Raw genomic sequence first — 20,701 nt, 5'->3', positions numbered from 1 at the left:
TGCTCACTCCTCGAAATCCTGAACTTTCAAGCTCTGCGGGTTTGCACGCTGGTGGCCTTTACCACTGGTTTCAGCCAACTTGTCCAGCTCACTCTCCAGTTGGCTACCACTCATCTGGCGGGCAATAAAGAGAGGCCCGCCTCGCCAGCGTGGGAAGCCGTAGCCATTGACCAAGGCAATATCAATATCCACAGGCCGCCGGCACACGCCCTCTTCCAGTAAAAGCAGGGCCTCGTTGATCAAGGCAAGCACAGCGCGCTGCTGGATGTCCTGCTCACTAAAGGCTTGTGGCGTGATGGCGTGCTCTTCCCGGTAACGTTCGATTATCTGGGTGACTTCCGGGTCAGAAGTCGGCCGCTTTGAGTCGTCATAGCGGTAATAACCGCTGCCGGTTTTGCGCCCTAAACGACCCGCTTCGCAGATCCGATCTGGTATGCCCACATAGCGCCTAAGGTGGCGAGTGTCGGCGGTTTGCTGGCGCATTTTCCAGGCGACATCCAATCCGGACATATCCGCCACTTTAAAAGGCCCCATGGCGAAGCCATAAGCTTCAAGAGCGGCATCGACTTGCTCGGGGCTGGCTCCCTCTTCGAGCATGAACTCGCACTGGCGCCGATAGGCGGCGTAGAGCCGGTTGCCCACAAAGCCCCAGGAATTGGCGACCACGATCGCTTTTTTCTTAAGCCGCCGCGTAACGCTCACGGCGGTGCTCAAGGTCTGCTCGCTGGTGGCTTTACAGCGCACGATCTCCATTAACGGCATGCGCTCGGCAGGACTGAAAAAATGCAGCCCCAGTACCCGATCCGGGTGGGCAATACCCTCGGCAATCTGCTCGATATCCAGGTAGGAGGTATTGCTGGCCAGCAGCGTGCTTTCGCTAACCCACTGGGCCAAATCGGCAAACAGTGAGCGCTTGATGGCCAAGTCTTCCACAATGGCTTCAATGACCAGGTCAGTACCGGCCACCTCGGGTAAATCCTGAGTAGGCTTCAGGCGGGATAGCGCGTCATCACGCTGCGCCTGGGTTAACCGCTGACGTTTAACCCCTTCATCCAACGCCTGAGTAATCCGCGCCACCCCCGCTTTAAGCGCCTGCTCATTTAACTCCACCAGATCGACGCTATAGCCTGCATTAAGTGCACAAAGGGCAATCCCGCTGCCCATGGTACCTGCACCTACCACTGAAATGCGTGTGATGGGCGCGGCCTTAACCGGCTGGGTGGGCACAAAGGGTTTTTCGCGCTCGGCAAAAAACAGATAGCGCAGCGCTTGGGCCGACTCGCTGCCGCGCAGGGCCAAAAACTGGGCCCGCTCTTCGGCAATCGCGGCGCTAAAACTGAGCGTGGCCGCTTTCATTACCATCTCGGCGGCGACCGGTGCGGCAGGCAAACCACGGGCGCGCTTTAGCAGCTTATCAATATAGGCTTGCAGTGCTTGCGCATCCGCTGGAGGCACGTCGCGCGCTGCCAGCGGTTGTTTGCCGCCCTGATAGCGGTTGGCATAAGCCACTACCGCCTTTACTACCTCTGCTTCCTGCTCGTCCCCGCGGGCTTCCCCCTGGGCGGCCTGGAGCAGCTCATCGACCAACCCCAGGTGGTGAGCTTCAACCGCCGTAATAGGTTTACCGGAGACAATCATCTCCAGCGCCTTGGGCAGGCCCACCACCCGGGGCAGGCGCTGGGTGCCACCTGCACCAGGGATCACGCCTACCGTAACTTCAGGCAGGCCTAGCAGCGCGGTGGGGGTGGCGATGCGGCTATCGCAGGCCAATGCCAGCTCCAAGCCGCCCCCCAGGGTATGGCCGCTAATCACCGCAATCACCGGTAGTGGAAAAGCGCTAAGCGCGCCGGTGACCTGGGGCAGCGTTGGTTCCGTGGGCTCGTGCGCCAACTCGCGCAGGTCGGCCCCCGCCATTAGGTTCGGGCCTTTGCCCATCAGCACCACGGCGCGACTCTGCTGCGTATCAATCTTCTCCAAAGCAGCCAAAATGCCCCGGCGCACCGCGTCGTTGCTGCTATTCACCGGCGGGTTATCCAGGGTGATAATAGCAATTTGCCCTTCCTGGCTAAGGTGCACCCGGCCCGTGGTGGGTGAAATGATGGATGAATCAGCCATGGGCGCCACCTCCTTCCACGCCACCCTCAATTACCAGTACCGCATCAGCGGCCACAACACCTTGGCCTTCCGGCATCACAAACAGCGGATTAATTTCAGCAGTGGTCAGACGGTCACCTAACCCAGCGGCCAAGGCTGAGAAGGCGACAATCGCTTGGGCAAGCGCTTCGGTATCACGCCGTGGCGCACCGCGATAGCCATCGAGTAGTGGCCAAGTCGTTAGCTGCTGCATCATTTCCCGCGCCTGCTCCAGGGTTAGGCCGCCCTGCTCTGGCGCTTGTTCAGGTAAGAGGCGAATCGTCGTATCCTTAAACAGCTCCGCCGTGACCCCACCTGCACCCAGCAGAATCGCCGTCCCTAACGCATCACGGTTAGCGCCGAGGATCAGCTCATGCCCACCTGTCACCATGGCTTCCACCAGGAAGGTATCAGGGCGGCGTGCAACCTGGGCTTCAACGTCGCTCACCATCTGATCAAACCGCTGACCAATCGTCTCGGCATTTAAATGCAGTGCAACGCCACCAATATCGCTTTTGTGCATCAGGCTGGCATCCATCACCTTGAGCACCACGGGGGCGTCCAGCTCTTTGGCCGCGCGTTCCGCCTCTTCGCGGCTGTGCACCACCCGGCTGGGCGGTACGTTAATGCCTGCCTGGGCGAACAGTTGTTTCGCCGTGGCCTCGTCAATTGAGCCCTTAGGCAAGGCAGTTAAATTGGGTAGCGCTACCTGGGGCGACTCACCGCCGCCAAGCAAAGGCCTGCCGATAAAGTGCAGTGCTTCCAGCACCGCGCTGCAGCTCTCCGGTGAGCTAAAGCCGGGGATCGAGGCACGATTCAAGCGCTGCAGCGTACCTGGGGCGTAAGGGCTAACGTAGGCCAGGAGCGGCTTATTGTTGGTCGCCAGGCTGTCACTGATGGCCCCCACGACAAGGTCGGGCATCGCCAACCCGGAGGAACCAATAATCACGATCAAGGCGTCGTAGCTATCGCTTTCCAGCAGTATACGAATAGCTTGGCGCAGCAAGTCAGGCTGCAGCCCCGCCAGCGTCACATCAATGGGGTTACGGTCTAGCGCGGTCGGCGTATCGCCTTGCAAGGCGCGCAGTTTTTCTGCCGTAGCATGATCAGGCGCGGGCGTATCAAAGCCGTTGACGCCGAGGCTATCGGCAATCAGCGTACCGGCGCCCCCGGTTGAGGTCAGCACCGCAACCCGACGCCCGGCCAGTTGGCGGCCAGCAACGAGTACCGCAGGCACGTCCAAGAACTCGTCAAAGGTATTAACCCGGATAACCCCCAACTCACTGAAGAAGGCATCGTAAACCCGGTCTTCCCCCGCCAGGGCACCGGTGTGAGAGCTTGCTGCGCTGGCCCCGGCTTCGGAACGGCCAATTTTGAAGACCACCAGCGGCTTGCCCGCCGCCCGCGCGCGCAGGGCAACCTCACGGAAACGCGCCGGGTGACGAACGCTCTCCAGATAGAGCGCAATCACCTTGGTGTTCGGATCATCAACCAAGTAGTCAACAAAATCGCTGACTTCCAAATCCACCTCATTACTGGTGGCAATCAGCGACGATAAACCAATGCCACGCCCAGCGGCCCGCGACAGAAGCGCGCCCAGAATGCCGCCACTTTGGGAAACCACCGCGACACTGCCCTTGGGCAGTTCGCTAACTTCCAGCGCACCGCTGGCGGAGAGCGGAATGCCTGCCGATAAATTAACCAACCCGATGGTATTAGGGCCGAGGAGTCGCATGGAGCCTGCGGCCTCTTTTAACTCATCCTGCAGCGCCAAGCCTTCCTCGCCAGCCTCGGCATAGCCGCTGGCCAATACCACCGCCGCTTGGCAGCCCATCTTGGCCAGGGAGCGCACGGCGTCGATACTGCGCTTGGCATTCAGCAGCACAAGACCAACATCGGGCGCTTCGGGCAGTGCTTCGACACTGGGGTAACAGGTCAGCCCCTGAATCTCGGTGGCTTTCGGGTTAACCGGGTAAATCGGGCCTTTAAAACCGTGCTTAAGCAAATAAGAGACTGGCAACCCGGAGGTTTTTTTGGGGTCTGCGGAGGCACCGATAACCGCGATACTCTTAGGATTTAGGAGGGCGTGGATCTGGCTCATTGTGGAGCCTCCTTCATACGATCAAGGAATGCCTGCACCGAGGCACGGTGCTCTTCGGAGGTGTAGCAGATGCCCTGCGCTTTACTGCCTTCGGCGAACACTTGGCTTTCAGACATTTCGTAGCTTTTATTAATAATCGATTTGGTCAACGCCACCGCCGTGCGTGACCCGCTGCTCATCTCTTCCGCCATGGTGTGGGCGGTGCTAAGCAATTCATCAGCACTACAGCGCTGATCAGCAATCCCGAGCTGCAGCGCCTCATCGGCATTGACCCGCCGACCGCTAAAGATCAGCGCTTTGGCGCGTGCTAGCCCTACCCGGCGTGGCAAGAAGTACATGCCACCGCCGTCTGGAATCAGCCCGCGGGCAATATAAGCCCAGGTAAAGTGGGCATAGTCAGAGGCAATCACGAAATCGCAGGAGAGCGCTAAATCTGCGCCCAAGCCTGCGGCGGCGCCGTTCACAGCCGCCACCGTCGGAATGGGTAAATTCAGCAGCAGGCTCGCTGCGTAGTGAACGCCCTGCTGGCGCTCCCAGCCGTTAAAGCCAACGGTGGCGGGGTCGGCTTCCATGCGCGTTTTCATACCCGCGATATCACCGCCCGCGCAAAACCCTTTGCCACTTCCGGTTAGTACAACGGCGCGTACCGAGCGGTCAGTACGAAGATCAAGTAAATGGGCCACTAACTCAGCGCGCATAGCATCGCTCATAGCGTTGCGCTTGTCGGGGCGATTTAGCGTTAGCAGAGCAATGCCGTTTTGAATAGAACAGGACACTAACGAATCTTGAGTCATAAAAACATCCTATAATAAGTTGTTATTCACGAAATTAAAAAAACACAGATAACAATCTTGTCAATAAACCCCCACTTCCACAATTAATTAAAAATAAGGGGATGCCTATTAAATTGTTATGAAAAAAAGAAGGATAGTAAAAAAGGAGAGGCAAATAATTTATCGTTCAAGGCATTAATAGGCGACGAAAAAATTCGCCGCCTATCTTTTTAAATAGCCAAAATTTTATTAGTCTTTATCTAGCTCTTTCTGAGCTGTTTCACTAATTTGACTGGCAAACTCGGTGAACTCTTCTGGCCCCATCGACGAGTCGGTAACCCCAGCGCTACGCGCATAGTCTTGGTAATGCTCGGTCTGCATGGCTTCGTGAAACGCATCAGCAATTTGCTGTTGTGTTTCCATAGGGATACCAGCTGGGCCAAATACCCCCCTCACCTGCACCCAGCTTGAGTCGACGTTGTAGCCCTGCTCTTCAAAAGTAGCAACATCGGGGAGGCCATCTAAACGATCCTCCCCATGCACCCCAAGCCCCTTTAAGCGATCCGCTTCAAAGTAGGACTGAGCTCCGCTTAAGTTGGACATACCCACATCAACATGTCCGCCCAGCACAGCCGAAACAATATCAGGCGTTGAATTGAAAGGAACCCACTCAAACTCTACATCGGCAACATTTTCGAGCATGCTAAGTCCAATATGCTGAGTGGAGCCTTGCGACCCAAATCCACCGACGGTAACTTTTTCATCGCTTTGCTCGGCTGCTTCAATTAATGCATCTAGATCGTCTATTGGTGAGTCGGTACGCGTCCAGATTAAGTTGGGATCAGACTGTGCAGTCGCTATCCACTCAAAGTCGTCAATGGAAAACACGCCTTCCAAGTTCGTTAGCATGCCGGTGAAGTGTGAAAGCGTATTTATACCCAGCGTTAAGCCATCAGGCTCAGCAGCGCGTACCCGCGTCATTTGACTGGCACCTCCACCGCCGGGCGAATTAATCACTGTAATCGACTGGCCAGTCTGGGACTCTAATGACTCTGCAAGTGTTCGCATAAAGACATCGGCAGAACCACCTGCTTTGGTGTGCATAATCACCCGAACGTCATCCTGAGGCCACTCACCGTCATTAGCAGTTGCCAAGGTGCTTGCTGACATAAATGACGTAGCGGCAATGCTCGATAGAACAAGGGATGCAAACTTCTTTTTATCTTTAAACATTTTCTACCTCATTATTGAATACTTTTGTAATGGTAGTGATCACTATCACTTAATGAATGCTGGCACAGCCTAAAGTTATCGACCACCAACGATACATTGGGGGTTGATTAACTTATTGTTGGAGTCTCGAAACCATGCAACTCAAACGCCCCTGGCAGTAAGTTAGTTGACATCACGGTGTATTGAAGCGCTTGCCGTGAGGAAGCTGATAGCAAGTTACTTACTAGCTCCTGATATTTTTCGAGCAGTTCAGCGTCGGTCATGGGATCCTCAGGATCCCCTTTTCGTGTTTCTTGCCAATGTTGGTAGCTATTGCCATCGACGGTGGTGACGATAATATTGGCCATCCGCTGGCGGGGGTATCGGGCCGCAATATCGGCGCGTTCTGCGACACTCACCTTGGGCATTAACGCGCGGATACGAGCATCTTCCAGCGCCGGCGGCTCGAAGGCTTGCAGCCTAACCTTGCCCAGCACCAAGTAAGCGGCGATACAGTACTGAATACTGAAGCGCGCCTCTTGAGCTGATGAAGGGGTAGGACGATTGCACATCGAGTAGGTCGCGCCGTAGCCTTCGATATGGATGGATTCAATGCTCTCCGCTATAATGGGCGCGGAGGCTTGCAGTGCTTTCAAGCCATCCAGCGCGGGAAAAATATGGCCGCAACAGCCATGGTTTTTCACCGTCATGCGGGTAATCGGTGTCCAGTCATCAAGCCCCTCTAGCGCTGCGTCCCAATTGCCATTTGAGTCGCTAGTGGCAGCCGCAAATCCATTGCTGGCATGTAGACTGTCAAGCGATGCGGTTACCCCTTTTGCCGCGGCCATTCCGGCCATCAACCCTGCATCAGCGGCGTGGCCGGCATGCAGTGCTTTGGCCATGCCCTCGCCCTGCAAGTTCTGCTGATGCCCGCCGGCAAAGCTACTGGCCAGCGCTATGGCGTGTGCGATTTGCTTTGAAGTGGCGCCGAGCAGCATCGCAGTTGAGACCGCCGACCCAATGGTGCCCACCGTGGCGGAGGTGTGCCAGAAGCGATAGTGGCTTGGCTGTATGGCGAGAGCAATGCGGCAGCCCACTTCATATCCGCCAATAATGGCCCGATGAAGCTGCTCACGGGTAGCCTGGGTATCTTGCGCAACGGCCAATGCAGCCGCAATCGTTGAACTACCTGGGTGGTAGCCGCCATCCTTGAAGATGTCGTCAAACTCAACGGTGTGGCTCGCCGTGGCATTTAGCAAAGCGGCGTAACGTGGCGACCCCAGACGCCCATCCACATAACACACCGCCCTGCCCTCCCCACGAGTGGCGGCAAAGGCGTCAGATAGTAGCGTGGCCGGTGCTTGGCGGCACCCCGGTAGCGTGGTGGCGAACCAGTCCAGCAGTGCCCGACGAGCGGCCCAGTCAATTTCAGCATCTAGCGGGCGGGTGTTCCAGTGATCAGCAGTCTGGGCCAGGCGCTCAAGCGGTTTAGCCATGGTGTTATTCAAGACCGATCTCCTGAACCGCCCCTCTCTAAAGGCCCGCTTATTGCACCATCTGCGATAAGTGCCGCTAAATCCTGCTTTGAATAACCTAAGCTCATCAGTACCTCGGCGGTTTGAGCGCCCACTTTTTGCGGTGGTGACGTAATGCCCCGGGTGCCCTCGGACATGCAAAACGCTGACACCGGCACAGTTAGCTCATGTTCAGCGTCAGGGCTTAGCGGCTGAGTACGCAAGACGCCCCTTGAATGAACGTGCGGATCCGCAAGTGTTTCTTCTAGTCGCCTAATTCGTGAAGCCGGAATCCTTCGTTTCTGCAAAAACGCTTCCCAGTAATCGGCGGTCATCGTGCTAATAATCTCGGCTATCACCTTTGCTTCCTCAGCGTGGTTATCAAGGCGTTGATTATTATTCTGTTTAATCATGTCCTCCCTACCCAGGGCCGTCCATAAGCGTTTTTGCTGAGTCAAGTTAGAGGCGGCAATCATTAACGGCTGATCAGACGCTTGGTAGCAGCCAATGGTGGCGAAGGGAAAGGTATTGCCTTTGGGCTCTGGTTTTTTGCCGTTCCATAGCAACGCCGTTAAGTAGGGGCTGGAGAGCATAAGCGCCGTCTCAGACATCGATACATCCACAAACTGTCCTTTACCGCCGTTGCGTTCCCGCTGAAACAGGGCCGTTGAGATGGCAAACGCGGCCGTAGTGCCGGTAGCATAATCCACCACCGGCGCGCCACTTTTTAGCGGGCCGGTATGCTGGTCGCCAGTCATCGCCATCATGCCCGAGTAGGCTTGGATAACATTATCGTAAGCGGTGAGCTCCCGGCGGGGGCCGGTGCTGCCAAAAGCGGAAATGGAGCAGTAGATCAGCTTGGGGTTGAGCTTTTTAAGCGTTTCATAGCCCAATCCAAGCTTCTCTAATGCCCCTGGTCGGTAGTTTTCGACAAATACGTCCGCAGTAACGAGTAGCTTCTTTAACGCGTCACGTCCGGCAGTGTTTTTAAAATCGATCGCCACGGCTTTCTTATTGCTGGCTTGTGACATAAAGGCAGTGCCCAGCCCCTGGTCATTGAGCGCGCGGTCAGTCCCTTGCATACGCGCTTGATCAGGATCGTTGGGTGACTCAACCTTGATCACGTCTGCACCCAGCACCGCCATCTGGTAGGTAGCAAAGGGGCCGGCCAATACGTGGGTAGCATCAACAACGCGGATGTTTTCGAACGGGGAAGACATGTCGACCTCAGTGATATTACTCATTGTTATTGATCGGCATAAATCACTCACCGACCTATAGTGTATTAACAATGCATAAATAAACTGAGCGTTTGCACTGACAAAAAATCAGGTTACGCTTAACAAATGGTTCGCTGAGCAGGAGCTTAGTGCGGAATTATTCTTGGCTCACTGCATCACGGCACTAGCGGCCTAGAACTAACCCAACAGAAACGCATTTGGCGCCTTTTCCCCAGATGCATCTACTGCATCGGTGCTATCCCTTACAATCAGTTTTCTATCACTATAAGCCGACAACTAATGACCGCCAAGTTTCGGAGACTGCTTCATCGCTGCGGCGCAGGTAGCTTAATCGGTGCCGGGGTATTGATGACCTTGATGCGCCGCCCGACTGCCTAACCCCATCTAATCGGAGGTCGTTTATGCCACAACCGATTATGAAGGAAGATTTTCCTGTCTCGAATATCAGGCACTTTCTTGAGCCTGGCCCGATTGTGCTGGTCTCATCGCAATGGCGACAACAAACCAACATCATGACCATGGGTTGGCATACGGTCATGGCGTTTTTGCCCTCGCTCATCGGGTGCGTTATCGCTGCCGGAAATCACTCCCACGAGCTTGTGCTTAATAGCGGGGAATGTGTCATCAATATTCCTGCCGCGTCGCTTGTCGATATGGTGGTGGGTATCGGCAACTGCTCCGGTAGCGAAGTCGACAAGTTCAAAGCGTTTGGCCTTACCCCTGGCAAAGCCTCCAAGGTCGGTGCGCCACTGATCGAAGAGTGCTATGCGTCTTTCGAGTGCAGGCTTTACGATGACGCCATGATTGAACCCTACAACCTGTTTATCTTTGAGGTCGTTAAAGCCCATGCGGCTCCCTCGGCAGATAATGAAGAATCACTGCATTACCGGGGCATGGGGGAGTTCCTGCTGTCAGGCAACACCATCGACCGTACTGCATTGTTCAAACCGTCGATGCTTGTCTAAGGTAGATAAGCCGTGCCCATAGCTTGCCTCTGCGCAGCGTCCAATTGCGGGCTATCACACCGTCTAATTGCTGGCTAAGCAACCGTCCAATTGCGGGTTGGCAGAGAGAAGCAACTACCTTGGCTTACCGTCAGCAGGTGTGCCCTCACTTCATCTTAAATCCTTTCTCGATCAGAAATTCACGCATGTGTGGGCGCAGCTTCTGCGTGAACAACGGCGTTAGGTTGTGCGACCAGTCCGTGTCTTTGTTGCCGCCTTTGCGGGCCTGATAGTAAGCCTGCATGGTTTGATCAAAGGCTGCCACTTGTTCAATGTCGTCGCGGTAATGATTTTCTTTGAGCACCGCTTCAACCGGTAGACGGGGCTTAACATCGGGGTCATGAGCGGGATAGCCGATGCACATGCCAAATACCGGGTAGACATGCGTCGGCAGGTCCAACAGGTCACTGACGGCCTGGGGATTATTGCGTATCCCACCGATATAGCAGATGCCAAGCCCTTCCGACTCCGCCGCGATGGCCACATTTTGCGCCACCAGCGATACATCCACCGTGGCGACCAGCAACTGCTCGGTCATGCCGCTTACCACATCTTCACCGGTGCGCTCGGCAGCCTCAAGCGGGCGCTTCATATCGGCACAAAACACCAAAAACTCACTGCAGCTCGCCACATAGCCCTGGCCGCCGGTTAGCTCAACCAACTGATCCCGGATAGCCATGTCAGTGACACGCATCACACTGTAGGCCTGAATATGGCTAGAGGTGGCAGCCGCTTGCCCCGCGCGGATTAATTCGACAAGCAGTCCCTCCGGCATTTCCCGCTGCTCAAATTTGCGGATCGAGCGGTGTGAGGTTAGCAGCTTGATAACGTCGTTCATCGGCTTCTCCGTTTCTAAAAAAACACACACTATAACGGCATAACCTGTTACGTACTTAAGTCACTGCACATAGTAGCGTCTAGCGCTGTTCTATCACGAAAAAATAAACCATGCATTTATCTACATCACTCCTAAATATGTAAGATATTTCTTACATTGCGTACGAGTTTTCTGTCTCTTTAACGTTAGGCGTTCCCTAATCTGTATTTTTTCCGTATGGTAGCTTTCGCTTTTTCGCAGCCACCCTAAGAATTTATAAACACTTCCTATCAGTGCATTTAACAACGTTAGCAGCCTAGAACGCATCAAAGACTAAACTGCTAGCGCCATCGGCTCTTTAGGAAATAAAGAAAAAGCAAAGAACTGGCTTTAAGTAGCGGCCACGGGTGGTCCGCACAATAATGCCTTCGCTATACGTTACGGGTTTAACTGAAGGCGACGGGGCACACACGATTTTAGAAATCAAGAGAACCTGAAATGAACGAGTCAACTCTCGAAAACACTTCTTCACAGGAAGAGGTTAGCTCAGAAAAAGAAACTACCCCAAAATTGTTCGCAGGTAGCGGCAGAATAGGGCGACTGCACTTTTTGCTGTTTTTCAACCTCATTAACTTACTGCCCGCCTTGGCAATTCTACTCACCATCAGCACTGGTCTGATACTTCATCGCGACGGCATCACCATATTAATGACCTTTATAACGTTCTTAATAGGCGGAGTCGCCCTGGTGATGAACTTCATTATTCCCATTAGGCGTCTAAATGATCTTGATGCCACTGGCTGGTGGGTCTTGGCAGCCTTTTTTCCTATTGCCAATATTATATTAATGTTAGTTCTCTTGTTTGCCCCTGGAACGAAAGGTGACAATAGCTACGGACAACAGCCTCCTGCACCCAGCGATAATGTTAAAGTAGGCATAGTGCTCATCACAATCATCTTTACCTCTATCATGATAATTGGTTTTTCATCTCTCCAGTCAACACCTTCTTACTACCCGTAAGCCAGTTAACTGGAGTTCGTTAGCTCCCCGATAATAAGCTGAGGAGTAACGAATAACGTCATCACTGACGACCATTGTTAAGGCCCATTACTCGCTACCTATTTACCTGGCCGCCCATTTTTGATGGATGGACCACTACAGCAGTTGGCAAGCTTGTTCGAATGCCAACCTGGGGCTACGAGGGTGCAGTTTCGTATCGTCACCGTACCCCAGGTTGCACAGAAAGTTGCTGCGGTAGTGGGTGCCATCATCGGCGAAAAAAAGATCATCTACCTTGTCGTTATCAAAGCCTGACAAAGGGCCAACATCCAGCCCCAGGGCACGCGCGGCGAGAATGAAATAGCCGCCTTGTAGGCTACTGTTACGAAAAGCGGTCTCTTCACGATAGGGCTCATTACCGACAAACCACGCTTTGGCATCTGCATGGGGAAACAATGCTGGCAAGTGTTCATGAAAACGCCTGTCATAGGCCAATATTGCCGTTACCGGGGCCTCCTCCACTTTACGATGATTGCCCTCTTTCAGGGCCGGCAGCAGCTTCTCTTTAGCCTGCCGGGTGCGCAGAAAGAGGATACGTAATGGGCTGCAATTCACACTCGTCGGCGCCATTTTCATTACGTCATACAGCTCACGCAGCGTATCGTCACTAACTGACCGTTGCTGCCAGTATGCGTGTGTTCGAGCGTCAATAAACAACTGTTTCAGCGCTGGGCTACCCAGTACACCTGGTGTCATTATGATTCTCCTTTCTCTTACTTGGGCGCGGTGAGCTTAGTAGCGATACGCTAAGTAGGTGGATAGCACTGGGAACAGTGCCAGGATCAACAACACAAACATCATTGCCGCAAAGAAAGGCACGACGCCTTTAAATATTTCCTTTACAGGCACTGTACGGTCATCAAGCGCGGCTTTTACCGTATAAACCGATATACCGAACGGCGGCGTAATCAAACCTATCTCTACCGCGACGACTGTAAGGACCCCAAACCAGATCAAGTCCATACCGAAAAACTGGGCGATGGGCAGTACGATGGGCAGTACGATCAACATGATCGAAACTGAATCGATAATACAGCCCATAAGGATAACAACGAGCAGGTAGAGGAATAGGAAATGGTAGGCCGTGAGCTCCATCGCTGTTACCCACTGGGCAATCGCTAACGGTAACCCGGTCAGAGAGAGCATCCGGCTGTAGAGCGACGCTGCAAGAATCAAAAACAGTATCGAGACGGCCACATAGCCCGTTTCGCCGAGGACTTGATAAAACTTTGATGGACTCAGACGCCGCTTGAGCAGCGCCAACAACAGCGCGCCAAAGGCACCTACCCCACCCGCTTCTGTCGGGGTAAAGAACCCTGAATAAAGCCCACCCAGTACCAGCAGCATCAGCGCGAAAATAGGCACGAGCTTAAGAAACAGCGACAGCGGTGTTTCATCCATTACCACGGTATCTTCCACCGCCCCCTGCGGCTGCAGCATAAAACTTGGCCGGAAGTAAGCAAGCAGTAAAATGACCAGACAAAATGACACCGCCAACAAAATGCCGGGAATAATACCGGCAATAAACATCCGCCCGACAGACTGCTCGGCAAGTACGCCATAAACAATCATTAGTAACGAGGGGGGAATGAGCATGCCCAGTACAGAACTGCCGGCCACAACGCCCACCGAAAACTTGGACGTGTAGCCATGGCGGCGCATTTCCGGCACGGCCACCTTAGTGAACACCGCCGCCGACGCCACACTAATCCCAGTGATCGAGGCAAAAATACCATTGGCGCCCACGGTGGCAATGCCTAAGCCGCCGCGTATTTTGCGGGTAAACCACTGGAAGACATCAAATGTGTCCCGGCCCACACCGGATATCACCACCAGCAGCCCCATCAAGACAAACAAAGGCACCACCCCGTAGAGGTAGCTTCCCAGCGAATCGTTGGCGGCGGCAGCCACCATGCGTGTCGCCAGTTCCGGGTTGCGCAAGGCAGAAATTGCCAAAAACGAGACCAGCATCAGTGCGATGCTAATGTGCATGCCAAAGTAGATGAGTGCCAGCATGAGTACAACGGCGATCATGCCGATTTCAAGACCTGTCATTGCTTGACCTCCTCAGTCAGACTGACTTGCCCACGCCAGGCCAGCCACAAAGACTGAAGTGACAGCAGCAGGTACTGAGCGACGGTGATCGCAGCGCAGCTAATGATGACAAAACGGATGGGCCAAACCGGAAAGGTGAACACCCCCTCCACGCCCATGAACTGGTTGCGCTCCCAAGCGCGTAGGAAGGTGGGCAACGTGCCGGTAAAGACGATATAGAGCATGTAGGCCCCCGCCAAAAAGAACACACACTGCACCAGGTGGCCAAGGCGAGGATGCTTTTCCGTAAAACCGGCGATAAAGATATCTGCCTGGGCCATGCGGTTGTGTCTCAGGGTGCCCGGCAATTGTAGAAACACGATCATCACGATGGAGGCCGCGACCAGTTCGGCCACCCCAGCAATCGGGAGGTTGAAGAGGTTTCGCGACAGTACATCGATAACAATCATCGCCATAATGGCGAAGATCAGTAGGGAACCGATGGCATTGAGACCGTCCACTAGATAACCAAACAGGCTATTGTGCTGGCCGTGGCCCCACCTGCGCCCCAGAATTAGAGTCTTCAGAGAAAAAGACATTGCCCGCTACTCCTGGCATTCTGCCCGCCTGCTAACGGGCAGAATCCTGACATTGAGTTGAATCACAAGACCGGTCAGGTGTTATTCCTGGTCCCAAGCCCGTTCAGGCTCATGTCCGCGCTCACGCATGGCGTCCATGTACGTTTCGAGTAGCTCTCTGGCGGGTAAGCCGCGCTCTTCGTTTCGCTCGATCCACTGGTTCGCCAAGTCCGGCATACCGTCAATCCACTCCTGACGCTCCTCGTCGGAAAGCGTATTGATTTGTACCGGTGTGCTTTGCTCGGCCCCCAGCTCGACCATACGTTCAAGTGAGCTTTCGTAGCGCTCGGCTAAATCACGGCCGTGCGCCAGGGTATAGGTTTCACCCGCTTGCATTAGCGCGTCTTGCACAGACTCGGGTAAACCATCCCAAGTGAACTGATTGATGGCCAAGCCACCCGAAAACACCACGCCGAGATTTGCCTGGGTAATGTAAGGCGCGACCTCATAAACACGCGCGGACAGGTTACCGGTGGCTAGCCCCACCACTCCTTGGGAGACCCCAGTCTGAATATCCGTGTAGTAACTGGCCAAGGTACCGTCTACCGGCACCGAGCCAACCGGCTCTAACCACACACCCAACACACCAGGGGCGGAAATCCGCGCACCATCCAGGTCGTCGAGGCTCTCAACGGGGAAGTCGGTATAAATATCGTAGGTATCCGAGGCGGTAGCGCCCAAGAAGACCAAGTCATGATCTTCCCACTCTGCCCGAAATGCGGGCTCCGAGCGCACCAGATCGTTCATCACTTCAAGCATCAGCTCCGGGTCGCTGGTGGTGAACGGGGTATAGGCGCTGATCTGCGATAGTGGCATCCGTGACCCTTCCAGATAGCTGAACACCCAACCAATATCGGCAATGCCGTCTTGAATAGAAGTAAGCGTGGCGTTGGTGCCATAAAGCTGGCCGGCGTAGGCTTCGGTCCAATTGACTTGGTACTCGCCTTCTTCTTCCAAGACCTCGTTCACCTTTTTAATGAACACATCCGGAATCATACCCACCCAAGGAATCGTTGTCGGATGGCTTGAGCCAACGGTTAGGTTGATCACTTCCTGGGCATTCACTGGCGAGGGTGCGATAGCCATGGATAAGGCTAACGCGCTCAATGTCATGGCAGGGCGAGGCTTGGCGATGGTAGTAATTAGTTTCATGTTATGACTCTTTTGTTGACGTTATTGTTGTGCGTCCATCGGTTAGATCGGTCAGCTCATCGGTTTAAGAACCAATGGGGGATTCTGGTAGGCGTGACTCGCCGGGCGACAGGTCAAAATCAGCGGTGAGTGTGCTGTAAGGGCCCATCACATCAGCGTCAGGGGCGTTGCCATCGTTATGCATAGGAAAATCCATGGCTAAATCGGCGCTGGTCACCCCAAACACACAGTCAGACTCGATGAATAAGTCATCTTTGGGGAAAATCTGCGTCACCAATGTCTGGTGGCCTTCTGCAGAAACGCAGAAGTGAATATGCGCCGCCCGAAACGGGTGACGACCCTGCGCTTGTAGCATGTCACCCACTAGGCCATGGGTAGGAATGGGGTAGCTGGCGGGCCTTAGCGTGCGGAAGTGATAGTGGCCGTTATCATCAGTGTGAAATTTGCCACGCAGATTCATATGTGGCTGACGGTCGTCCTGATTTTCGTACAACCCTTCCGGCGAAGCCTGCCACACTTCCACAAGCGCATTGGCTAGCGGTTGCCCATCGCGGCTTTTAACCTGCCCCGAGACAAATAGAGGAATGTCGTTCTCACGGGGCTTATCGCGGGCAATATTGGTCCCCAGCGGATACTCCGGATCTTTGCGGGTATAGAACGGACCCAGCAGCGCGGGAGAGATCTGCTCGTCAGTCCGGTCTTGATTCATAATCATCACCAGCGTGGAGAACCCCAGGGCATCCGACATCACCATGGTCTCGTTATGGCGATCTTTGGTGAGATGGCCCAAGCGCGTAACGGCATTAATAGCGGCGGTGAACTCCTCCTCGGTCAGCTTCACCTCGCGCCCGAACGCATGCAGGTGCTTAACCAAACTCGTAAGAATTTCCCTCAATCGGTCATCTTGAGTATGACTAAATGCCTTGATGACAATATCGGTAATGTCGTCTGGTGTTGAGGGAATGCCATGGTTGACGATGTCTTCTTTCCTGGGCAGGTCGAACATGATTAACGCTCCTATGGAGTGTTGTGTCAGCTAGACACTCCACTGACGATGATTTGTTATTAGTTGTCACTTAAACGCGGCGATACGGTTCATTCAGCGCTTGCGCAATTTCAGCTCTTGAATGATTTCATCATGATGCTCGTTCAAAATAGGGGGCGCGCTCACCTCTAGCGGCCTGACACCGTCGTAAGACACTGGCGATCGAACCGTTCGGAAAGTGCCTATCGTGGGGTGCTGGGTACTCACCTCCAGTTGCAGGTGCTTCACCTGCGGGTCTTCCAGCACTTCATCGGTGTCGTACATCGGCGCGTGGGGCACATCCTCGGCTTCCAAGCGTTGGCACCAGGTGGTCCGGTCATGGCGCTTGAATACTTGTTTGAGCACCTCGATCATCTGTTCCTGGTTATCGATGCGCCCTTCGCGTGTCGCAAAGCGTCCATCCTGCAGCAGCTCCGGATACTCCATGGCGTTCGCCAAGCCCTGCCAAAACTTCTCGGGGGAGGACATATGCAGCGCCACCCATTTACCGTCGGCGCACTCCATTACGTAGGACTGAGACACCTGAGGACGGCTGTAAGGCCCCATCACCTCGTTTTCAGATAGGTAATGGGTAAAAGCATCAAGGTTAAAGTGGCACATCGCCTCAAGCATGGAGACGTCTACCCGGCGACCTTTACCAGTGCGGCCACGCTCCACCAGTGCACCAAGAATGCCATAGGCGGCATAGAAGCCCGACATCGCATCGGCCATCGCGGGCCCCACGACCCGTGGGTTTGCTGGGTTAATCAAGAGCTTCAAAAAACCACTCGCCGCCTGGGCCACCGTGTCGTAGCTGGGGCGCGCCGCATAGGGGCCGTCTTGCCCAAAACCACTAATGGCACAATAAATAAGCCCTGGGTTCATGGTCCTTAAGCGACTCTCACCGGCTCCCAGCCGCTCCGCGGTGCCGGGGCGGAAATTCTGGATATAAACGTCAGCATCACGAATCAGTGCGTCAAACGTTTCGAGATCTTCGGGCTCTTTCGTATTCAGCGCAATGCTGCGTTTGTTTCGGTTGTAAGTCTGGTAGTGCGGACTGTATAGCCCGCCCTTAAACGCCCGGAATGGATCGCCCTTACCCGGCATTTCCACCTTGATCACGTTGGCGCCTAGATCGGCCAACAACATTCCAGCCGCTGGCCCAGTAATGAACGTGCCCTGCTCAATAACCGTAATACCGTCGAGTACTTTGCTCATGAGCTACTCTCCTAGCGCTTGAAACCCGGCGGAACTTCACCGGTGTATTCGACCTGTTGGGCCGCTTGGTAGGAGAGCGCAAAGCCACACGGCTGTTCGGACTCTTCCAGCAGATGGGCGATAAGGCCAGCGGTGCGGGCCAATAACGGCACACCTCTCAGCGCTTTGAGTGGGAAACCTGCACCCAGCAACACCGCAGGGATCGCCGCCGAGACATTCAGCTTCAGTGTTTTGCCAACGATCTCGGGAATGGCGTTTTCAACGGCTTCGGCGATAGCTACATAGCGTAGGTCTGCACCTGCCTCGCGAGCCACGTTAAACAGCGCATCCACGCGTGGGTCGCGTTCTTTGTGTAGCGGGTGGCCATAACCGGGGATCGGCTCCCGCTTGGCGCGCAGATCAGTGATCACATCGTGCACCGCTTGCTCAAGCGACTTACCGCCGTCAGCTACTTGCCCAATGCGATCAAATAGCTCCCCCGCGGCTTGGGACGCGCCTAAAATCACCGAACCACAGCCCAGTAACCCCGCCGCCACAGCGCCTTGTAGCGCTTCCGGTGACGCGGCATACGTCATGCGGCTCGCCTGTACGCTAGGCACCAGCCCGTGTTCCGCAATCGCCACCAGGGTCGCATCCAGCACGCGACACCGTGTCTCACTCGCGGGCTGGCCATCCAAAAGCATTAAAAAGTAGTCGGTAAACGTTGTCTGGCCTATTAACTCCTGGCTGAGGTCTTTGCCCCGCACCACGATGGTGTCAGCGTTCGACGTGCTTATGGCGGTTTTTGGAATTGTCTCGCGCCCTATCTTCATGTCTCGCTCCGCGAATGTAGACGAACGGGTAAGGCGCCGATGGCGCTTGCGTTCGTGGGTGTATAACGCTTGATAGCACTGAATATAGGAGGACGTAACAATGAATAAAAATGATTAATTTCTATAGAAATAAGCGATACCATCGATCGTTAATCCATCGATAGTAGAGGTTGGCTTATGGAACTGCGTCATATGCGCTACTTCTTGGCCATTGCCGAGACCCTTAACTTCACCAGCGCGGCCAAGCGCGTGCACGTGACCCAGTCCACGCTGTCGCATCAAATCCGCCAGTTAGAAGAAGAGCTAGGGCAGCCGCTGTTTGCCCGAGTCGGCAAAAAAGTGGTGATTACTGAAGCAGGCCTGAGCTTTCAGAAGCATGTGGCTCCGATTGTGAAGCAGGTCGATCAGACGCTTGGCGCCATGAAGGCAGCCCCAGAAGAGTTGCACGGCGAGCTACGCATCGCCGCGACTCACAGTTTTAACGTACAGCTTATCCCGCTGTGTCTTTCCGTATTCATACAGCGGTTTCCGCACGTCAAAGTGGTCGTGGAAGAACTTTCCGGCGATCAGATCAGCGAGGGGCTAGTCAGGGGAAGCTTAGATATGGGCATCTCATACCGGCCAGCGGTATCTCGCGGCCTTCGTTTTGAGCCACTCTATAACGAAGAGCTCAAGCTAATCGTCGCGAGCCACCACCCGCTTGCCAAACGCAAGCGATTGCGTATGGTCGAACTCAACGGCCAGCGTATGACGCTGCTGGCGCCACACTTTTCGACGCGCCAGATGCTTAATGAGTGCTTCGAGGCGGCTGGCGCGCAGCCCCAAATTGTGGCTGAGCTCAATGCTATCTCGCCCATGATCGAGCTGGTACGACGTACCGATTTATGTAGCATTGTGTCCGAAAACGCCTTGAGCGGTGAATCTGGTGTCAGTGCTATTCCGATTGAAAGCCCCACCCCAGTACGCACGCCGGGCTTGCTCTGGTCGCAGCAAACCGAGCGTTCAGCCGTCAGCCGCTTTATGGCAGACACGATTCGACAAGTCGTCAATCAGGGAATCCATATCATCAGCCACACCTCACCCTAGCGAAGATTTTTGGCGACTCAATCAAGGCTGTGTGCTCATCGCTTTCACTTATTTTTCGACAGAAACATAAGCACTGAAGCACTGAAGCACTGAAGCACTGAAGCACTGAAGCACTGAAGCACTAAAAGGCCTCAAAATTTTCTTAGTCTTAAAAAAACGATTGCTTCAACCCAGCGAAATAATAGACTCGCTACGCGTAATCGCCTAAAGCACTTTACCGGCTGGCCTAGACTTATTACCAAAGACCAAAAGATACATTTAGGCGTGAAACTATAATAGCTGTTGCTTAAGTTCGGCCATCAATTCATCAATATTATCCCGAATGGTTGCATCCATGCTCCCACCAAATGCCCCCACGGTTAAATCACTATCGCTGGATAACTGTAACAACGTCTCTTCGCTGACTGCATCACGTAGCACAAGCGTAGAGCGCACGGTTCCTTTCCCAGCGCCAAATCCTACCCAATACCGCTTTGCTCTGCTTCCATAAGTGACATCGATATTTGCCTCTGCGACTATCGTACTTACCTCTGATACTTGCTCGTCAGTGGCGAGCTGGAAGCGTCCAGCTTCCTTGATCACTCCAAGTAGGCGACTGGTCGCATACTCATCAAACTCCTCATTAAGCGTGGCAAATTTCTCACCTTTCTCGGTCGAACTGACGTCGACGTTGTCCACATGAAATTGCGTATATCTATCGAGTGGCGCAGCCGCTTGGTCTGTCCTCACTTGGGCTGATCCGCAGCCCGAAACAAGCAGCACAACAACGGCAATCAGCAAATATCTCATCATTTCTCTTAGCTCCCTTTTCTTTTAATTAATACCCTAGGAATTATTAGACTCCTCAAGGAATTTGTTATTATCGGAAGCTTAAATATTTTCT

The 20,701-nt window shown here is 54.2% G+C and carries 18 protein-coding genes; 3 read left to right on the top strand and 15 right to left on the bottom strand.

Features of this window, described 5'->3' with window-relative positions; genetic code table 11:
• Window positions 1–3: 3 nt before the first annotated feature.
• The 6 genes from GA0071314_RS01200 to GA0071314_RS01175 all read right to left on the bottom strand — a co-directional run bounded on the left by GA0071314_RS01200 (window position 4) and on the right by GA0071314_RS01175 (window position 8,953).
• Window positions 4–2,115, bottom strand: a complete 2,112-nt coding sequence (locus GA0071314_RS01200; protein ID WP_074394933.1) for a 3-hydroxyacyl-CoA dehydrogenase NAD-binding domain-containing protein — start codon at window positions 2,113–2,115, stop codon at window positions 4–6.
• Window positions 2,108–4,234 carry an acetate--CoA ligase family protein gene (locus tag GA0071314_RS01195; protein ID WP_074394932.1) on the bottom strand — a complete coding sequence of 709 codons (2,127 nt, stop codon included), beginning with the start codon at window positions 4,232–4,234 and terminating at the stop codon, window positions 2,108–2,110. The genes GA0071314_RS01200 and GA0071314_RS01195 overlap by 8 nt, the downstream gene beginning before the upstream one ends.
• The gene (locus tag GA0071314_RS01190) at window positions 4,231–5,028 is read right to left on the bottom strand and encodes an enoyl-CoA hydratase/isomerase family protein (protein WP_074394931.1); all 798 of its coding nucleotides are present in this window, start codon (window positions 5,026–5,028) and stop codon (window positions 4,231–4,233) included. Before GA0071314_RS01190 ends, GA0071314_RS01195 begins: the two co-directional genes overlap by 4 nt.
• 228 nt (window positions 5,029–5,256) lie before the next feature.
• Window positions 5,257–6,240: a tripartite tricarboxylate transporter substrate binding protein gene (locus GA0071314_RS01185; RefSeq protein WP_074394930.1), complete on the bottom strand. Its 984-nt coding sequence runs from the start codon at window positions 6,238–6,240 to the stop codon at window positions 5,257–5,259.
• 107 nt (window positions 6,241–6,347) lie between these two features.
• On the bottom strand, window positions 6,348–7,727 hold the full coding sequence (locus GA0071314_RS01180; protein ID WP_082934168.1) for an MmgE/PrpD family protein: 1,380 nt from the start codon (window positions 7,725–7,727) through the stop codon (window positions 6,348–6,350).
• Window positions 7,724–8,953, bottom strand: a complete 1,230-nt coding sequence (locus GA0071314_RS01175) for a CaiB/BaiF CoA transferase family protein (protein ID WP_074394929.1) — start codon at window positions 8,951–8,953, stop codon at window positions 7,724–7,726. The genes GA0071314_RS01180 and GA0071314_RS01175 overlap by 4 nt, the downstream gene beginning before the upstream one ends.
• 422 nt (window positions 8,954–9,375) lie before the next feature.
• Here GA0071314_RS01175 and GA0071314_RS01165 point away from each other — a divergent pair, with 422 nt between their 5' ends.
• A complete protein-coding gene (locus GA0071314_RS01165; RefSeq protein ID WP_074394928.1) occupies window positions 9,376–9,939 on the top strand; it encodes a flavin reductase family protein in 564 nt (187 codons plus the stop codon).
• Window positions 9,940–10,084: 145 nt separating this feature from the next.
• Here GA0071314_RS01165 and nfsA read toward each other — a convergent pair whose 3' ends face one another.
• Window positions 10,085–10,816, bottom strand: coding sequence for an oxygen-insensitive NADPH nitroreductase (gene nfsA / locus GA0071314_RS01160; RefSeq protein ID WP_074394927.1), 732 nt, complete (start codon window positions 10,814–10,816; stop codon window positions 10,085–10,087).
• Between the two features lie 477 nt (window positions 10,817–11,293).
• On the opposite strand from nfsA, the gene GA0071314_RS01155 reads away from it, so the two are divergent.
• A complete protein-coding gene (locus GA0071314_RS01155) occupies window positions 11,294–11,815 on the top strand; it encodes a DUF805 domain-containing protein (protein WP_074394926.1) in 522 nt (173 codons plus the stop codon).
• A 135-nt stretch (window positions 11,816–11,950) separates the two neighbouring features.
• Here the strand turns inward: GA0071314_RS01155 and GA0071314_RS01150 are convergent, their stop codons facing one another.
• The 7 genes from GA0071314_RS01150 to GA0071314_RS01120 all read right to left on the bottom strand — a co-directional run bounded on the left by GA0071314_RS01150 (window position 11,951) and on the right by GA0071314_RS01120 (window position 18,732).
• Window positions 11,951–12,550, bottom strand: coding sequence for a malonic semialdehyde reductase (locus tag GA0071314_RS01150; RefSeq protein WP_074394925.1), 600 nt, complete (start codon window positions 12,548–12,550; stop codon window positions 11,951–11,953).
• 36 nt (window positions 12,551–12,586) lie between these two features.
• The gene (locus GA0071314_RS01145; protein WP_074394924.1) at window positions 12,587–13,909 is read right to left on the bottom strand and encodes a TRAP transporter large permease; all 1,323 of its coding nucleotides are present in this window, start codon (window positions 13,907–13,909) and stop codon (window positions 12,587–12,589) included.
• Complete coding sequence (locus tag GA0071314_RS01140) at window positions 13,906–14,487, bottom strand: TRAP transporter small permease subunit (protein ID WP_074394923.1); 582 nt, start codon at window positions 14,485–14,487, stop codon at window positions 13,906–13,908. Before GA0071314_RS01140 ends, GA0071314_RS01145 begins: the two co-directional genes overlap by 4 nt.
• Before the next feature lie 81 nt (window positions 14,488–14,568).
• Window positions 14,569–15,678: a C4-dicarboxylate TRAP transporter substrate-binding protein gene (locus GA0071314_RS01135; protein ID WP_082934167.1), complete on the bottom strand. Its 1,110-nt coding sequence runs from the start codon at window positions 15,676–15,678 to the stop codon at window positions 14,569–14,571.
• Window positions 15,679–15,742: 64 nt separating this feature from the next.
• Complete coding sequence (locus tag GA0071314_RS01130) at window positions 15,743–16,684, bottom strand: dioxygenase family protein (protein ID WP_074394922.1); 942 nt, start codon at window positions 16,682–16,684, stop codon at window positions 15,743–15,745.
• 93 nt (window positions 16,685–16,777) lie between these two features.
• Window positions 16,778–17,920, bottom strand: coding sequence for a CaiB/BaiF CoA transferase family protein (locus tag GA0071314_RS01125; RefSeq protein WP_074394921.1), 1,143 nt, complete (start codon window positions 17,918–17,920; stop codon window positions 16,778–16,780).
• An 11-nt stretch (window positions 17,921–17,931) separates the two neighbouring features.
• Entirely contained in the window at window positions 17,932–18,732 is an 801-nt protein-coding gene (locus GA0071314_RS01120) for a citryl-CoA lyase (RefSeq protein ID WP_074394920.1), read from the bottom strand.
• Window positions 18,733–18,909: 177 nt separating this feature from the next.
• Here GA0071314_RS01120 and GA0071314_RS01115 point away from each other — a divergent pair, with 177 nt between their 5' ends.
• A complete protein-coding gene (locus GA0071314_RS01115) occupies window positions 18,910–19,818 on the top strand; it encodes a LysR substrate-binding domain-containing protein (protein WP_074394919.1) in 909 nt (302 codons plus the stop codon).
• 270 nt (window positions 19,819–20,088) lie between these two features.
• Here the strand turns inward: GA0071314_RS01115 and GA0071314_RS01110 are convergent, their stop codons facing one another.
• Entirely contained in the window at window positions 20,089–20,610 is a 522-nt protein-coding gene (locus GA0071314_RS01110) for a DUF4410 domain-containing protein (protein WP_074394918.1), read from the bottom strand.
• Between the last annotated feature and the right edge of the window lie 91 nt (window positions 20,611–20,701).

Source organism: Halomonas sp. HL-93 (assembly GCF_900086985.1).
In the GTDB taxonomy this organism is placed as follows: Bacteria; Pseudomonadota; Gammaproteobacteria; order Pseudomonadales; family Halomonadaceae; genus Vreelandella.
The sequence above is the reverse complement of the archived record's forward strand: the minus strand, read 5'-3'. Positions and strand labels throughout refer to the sequence as shown.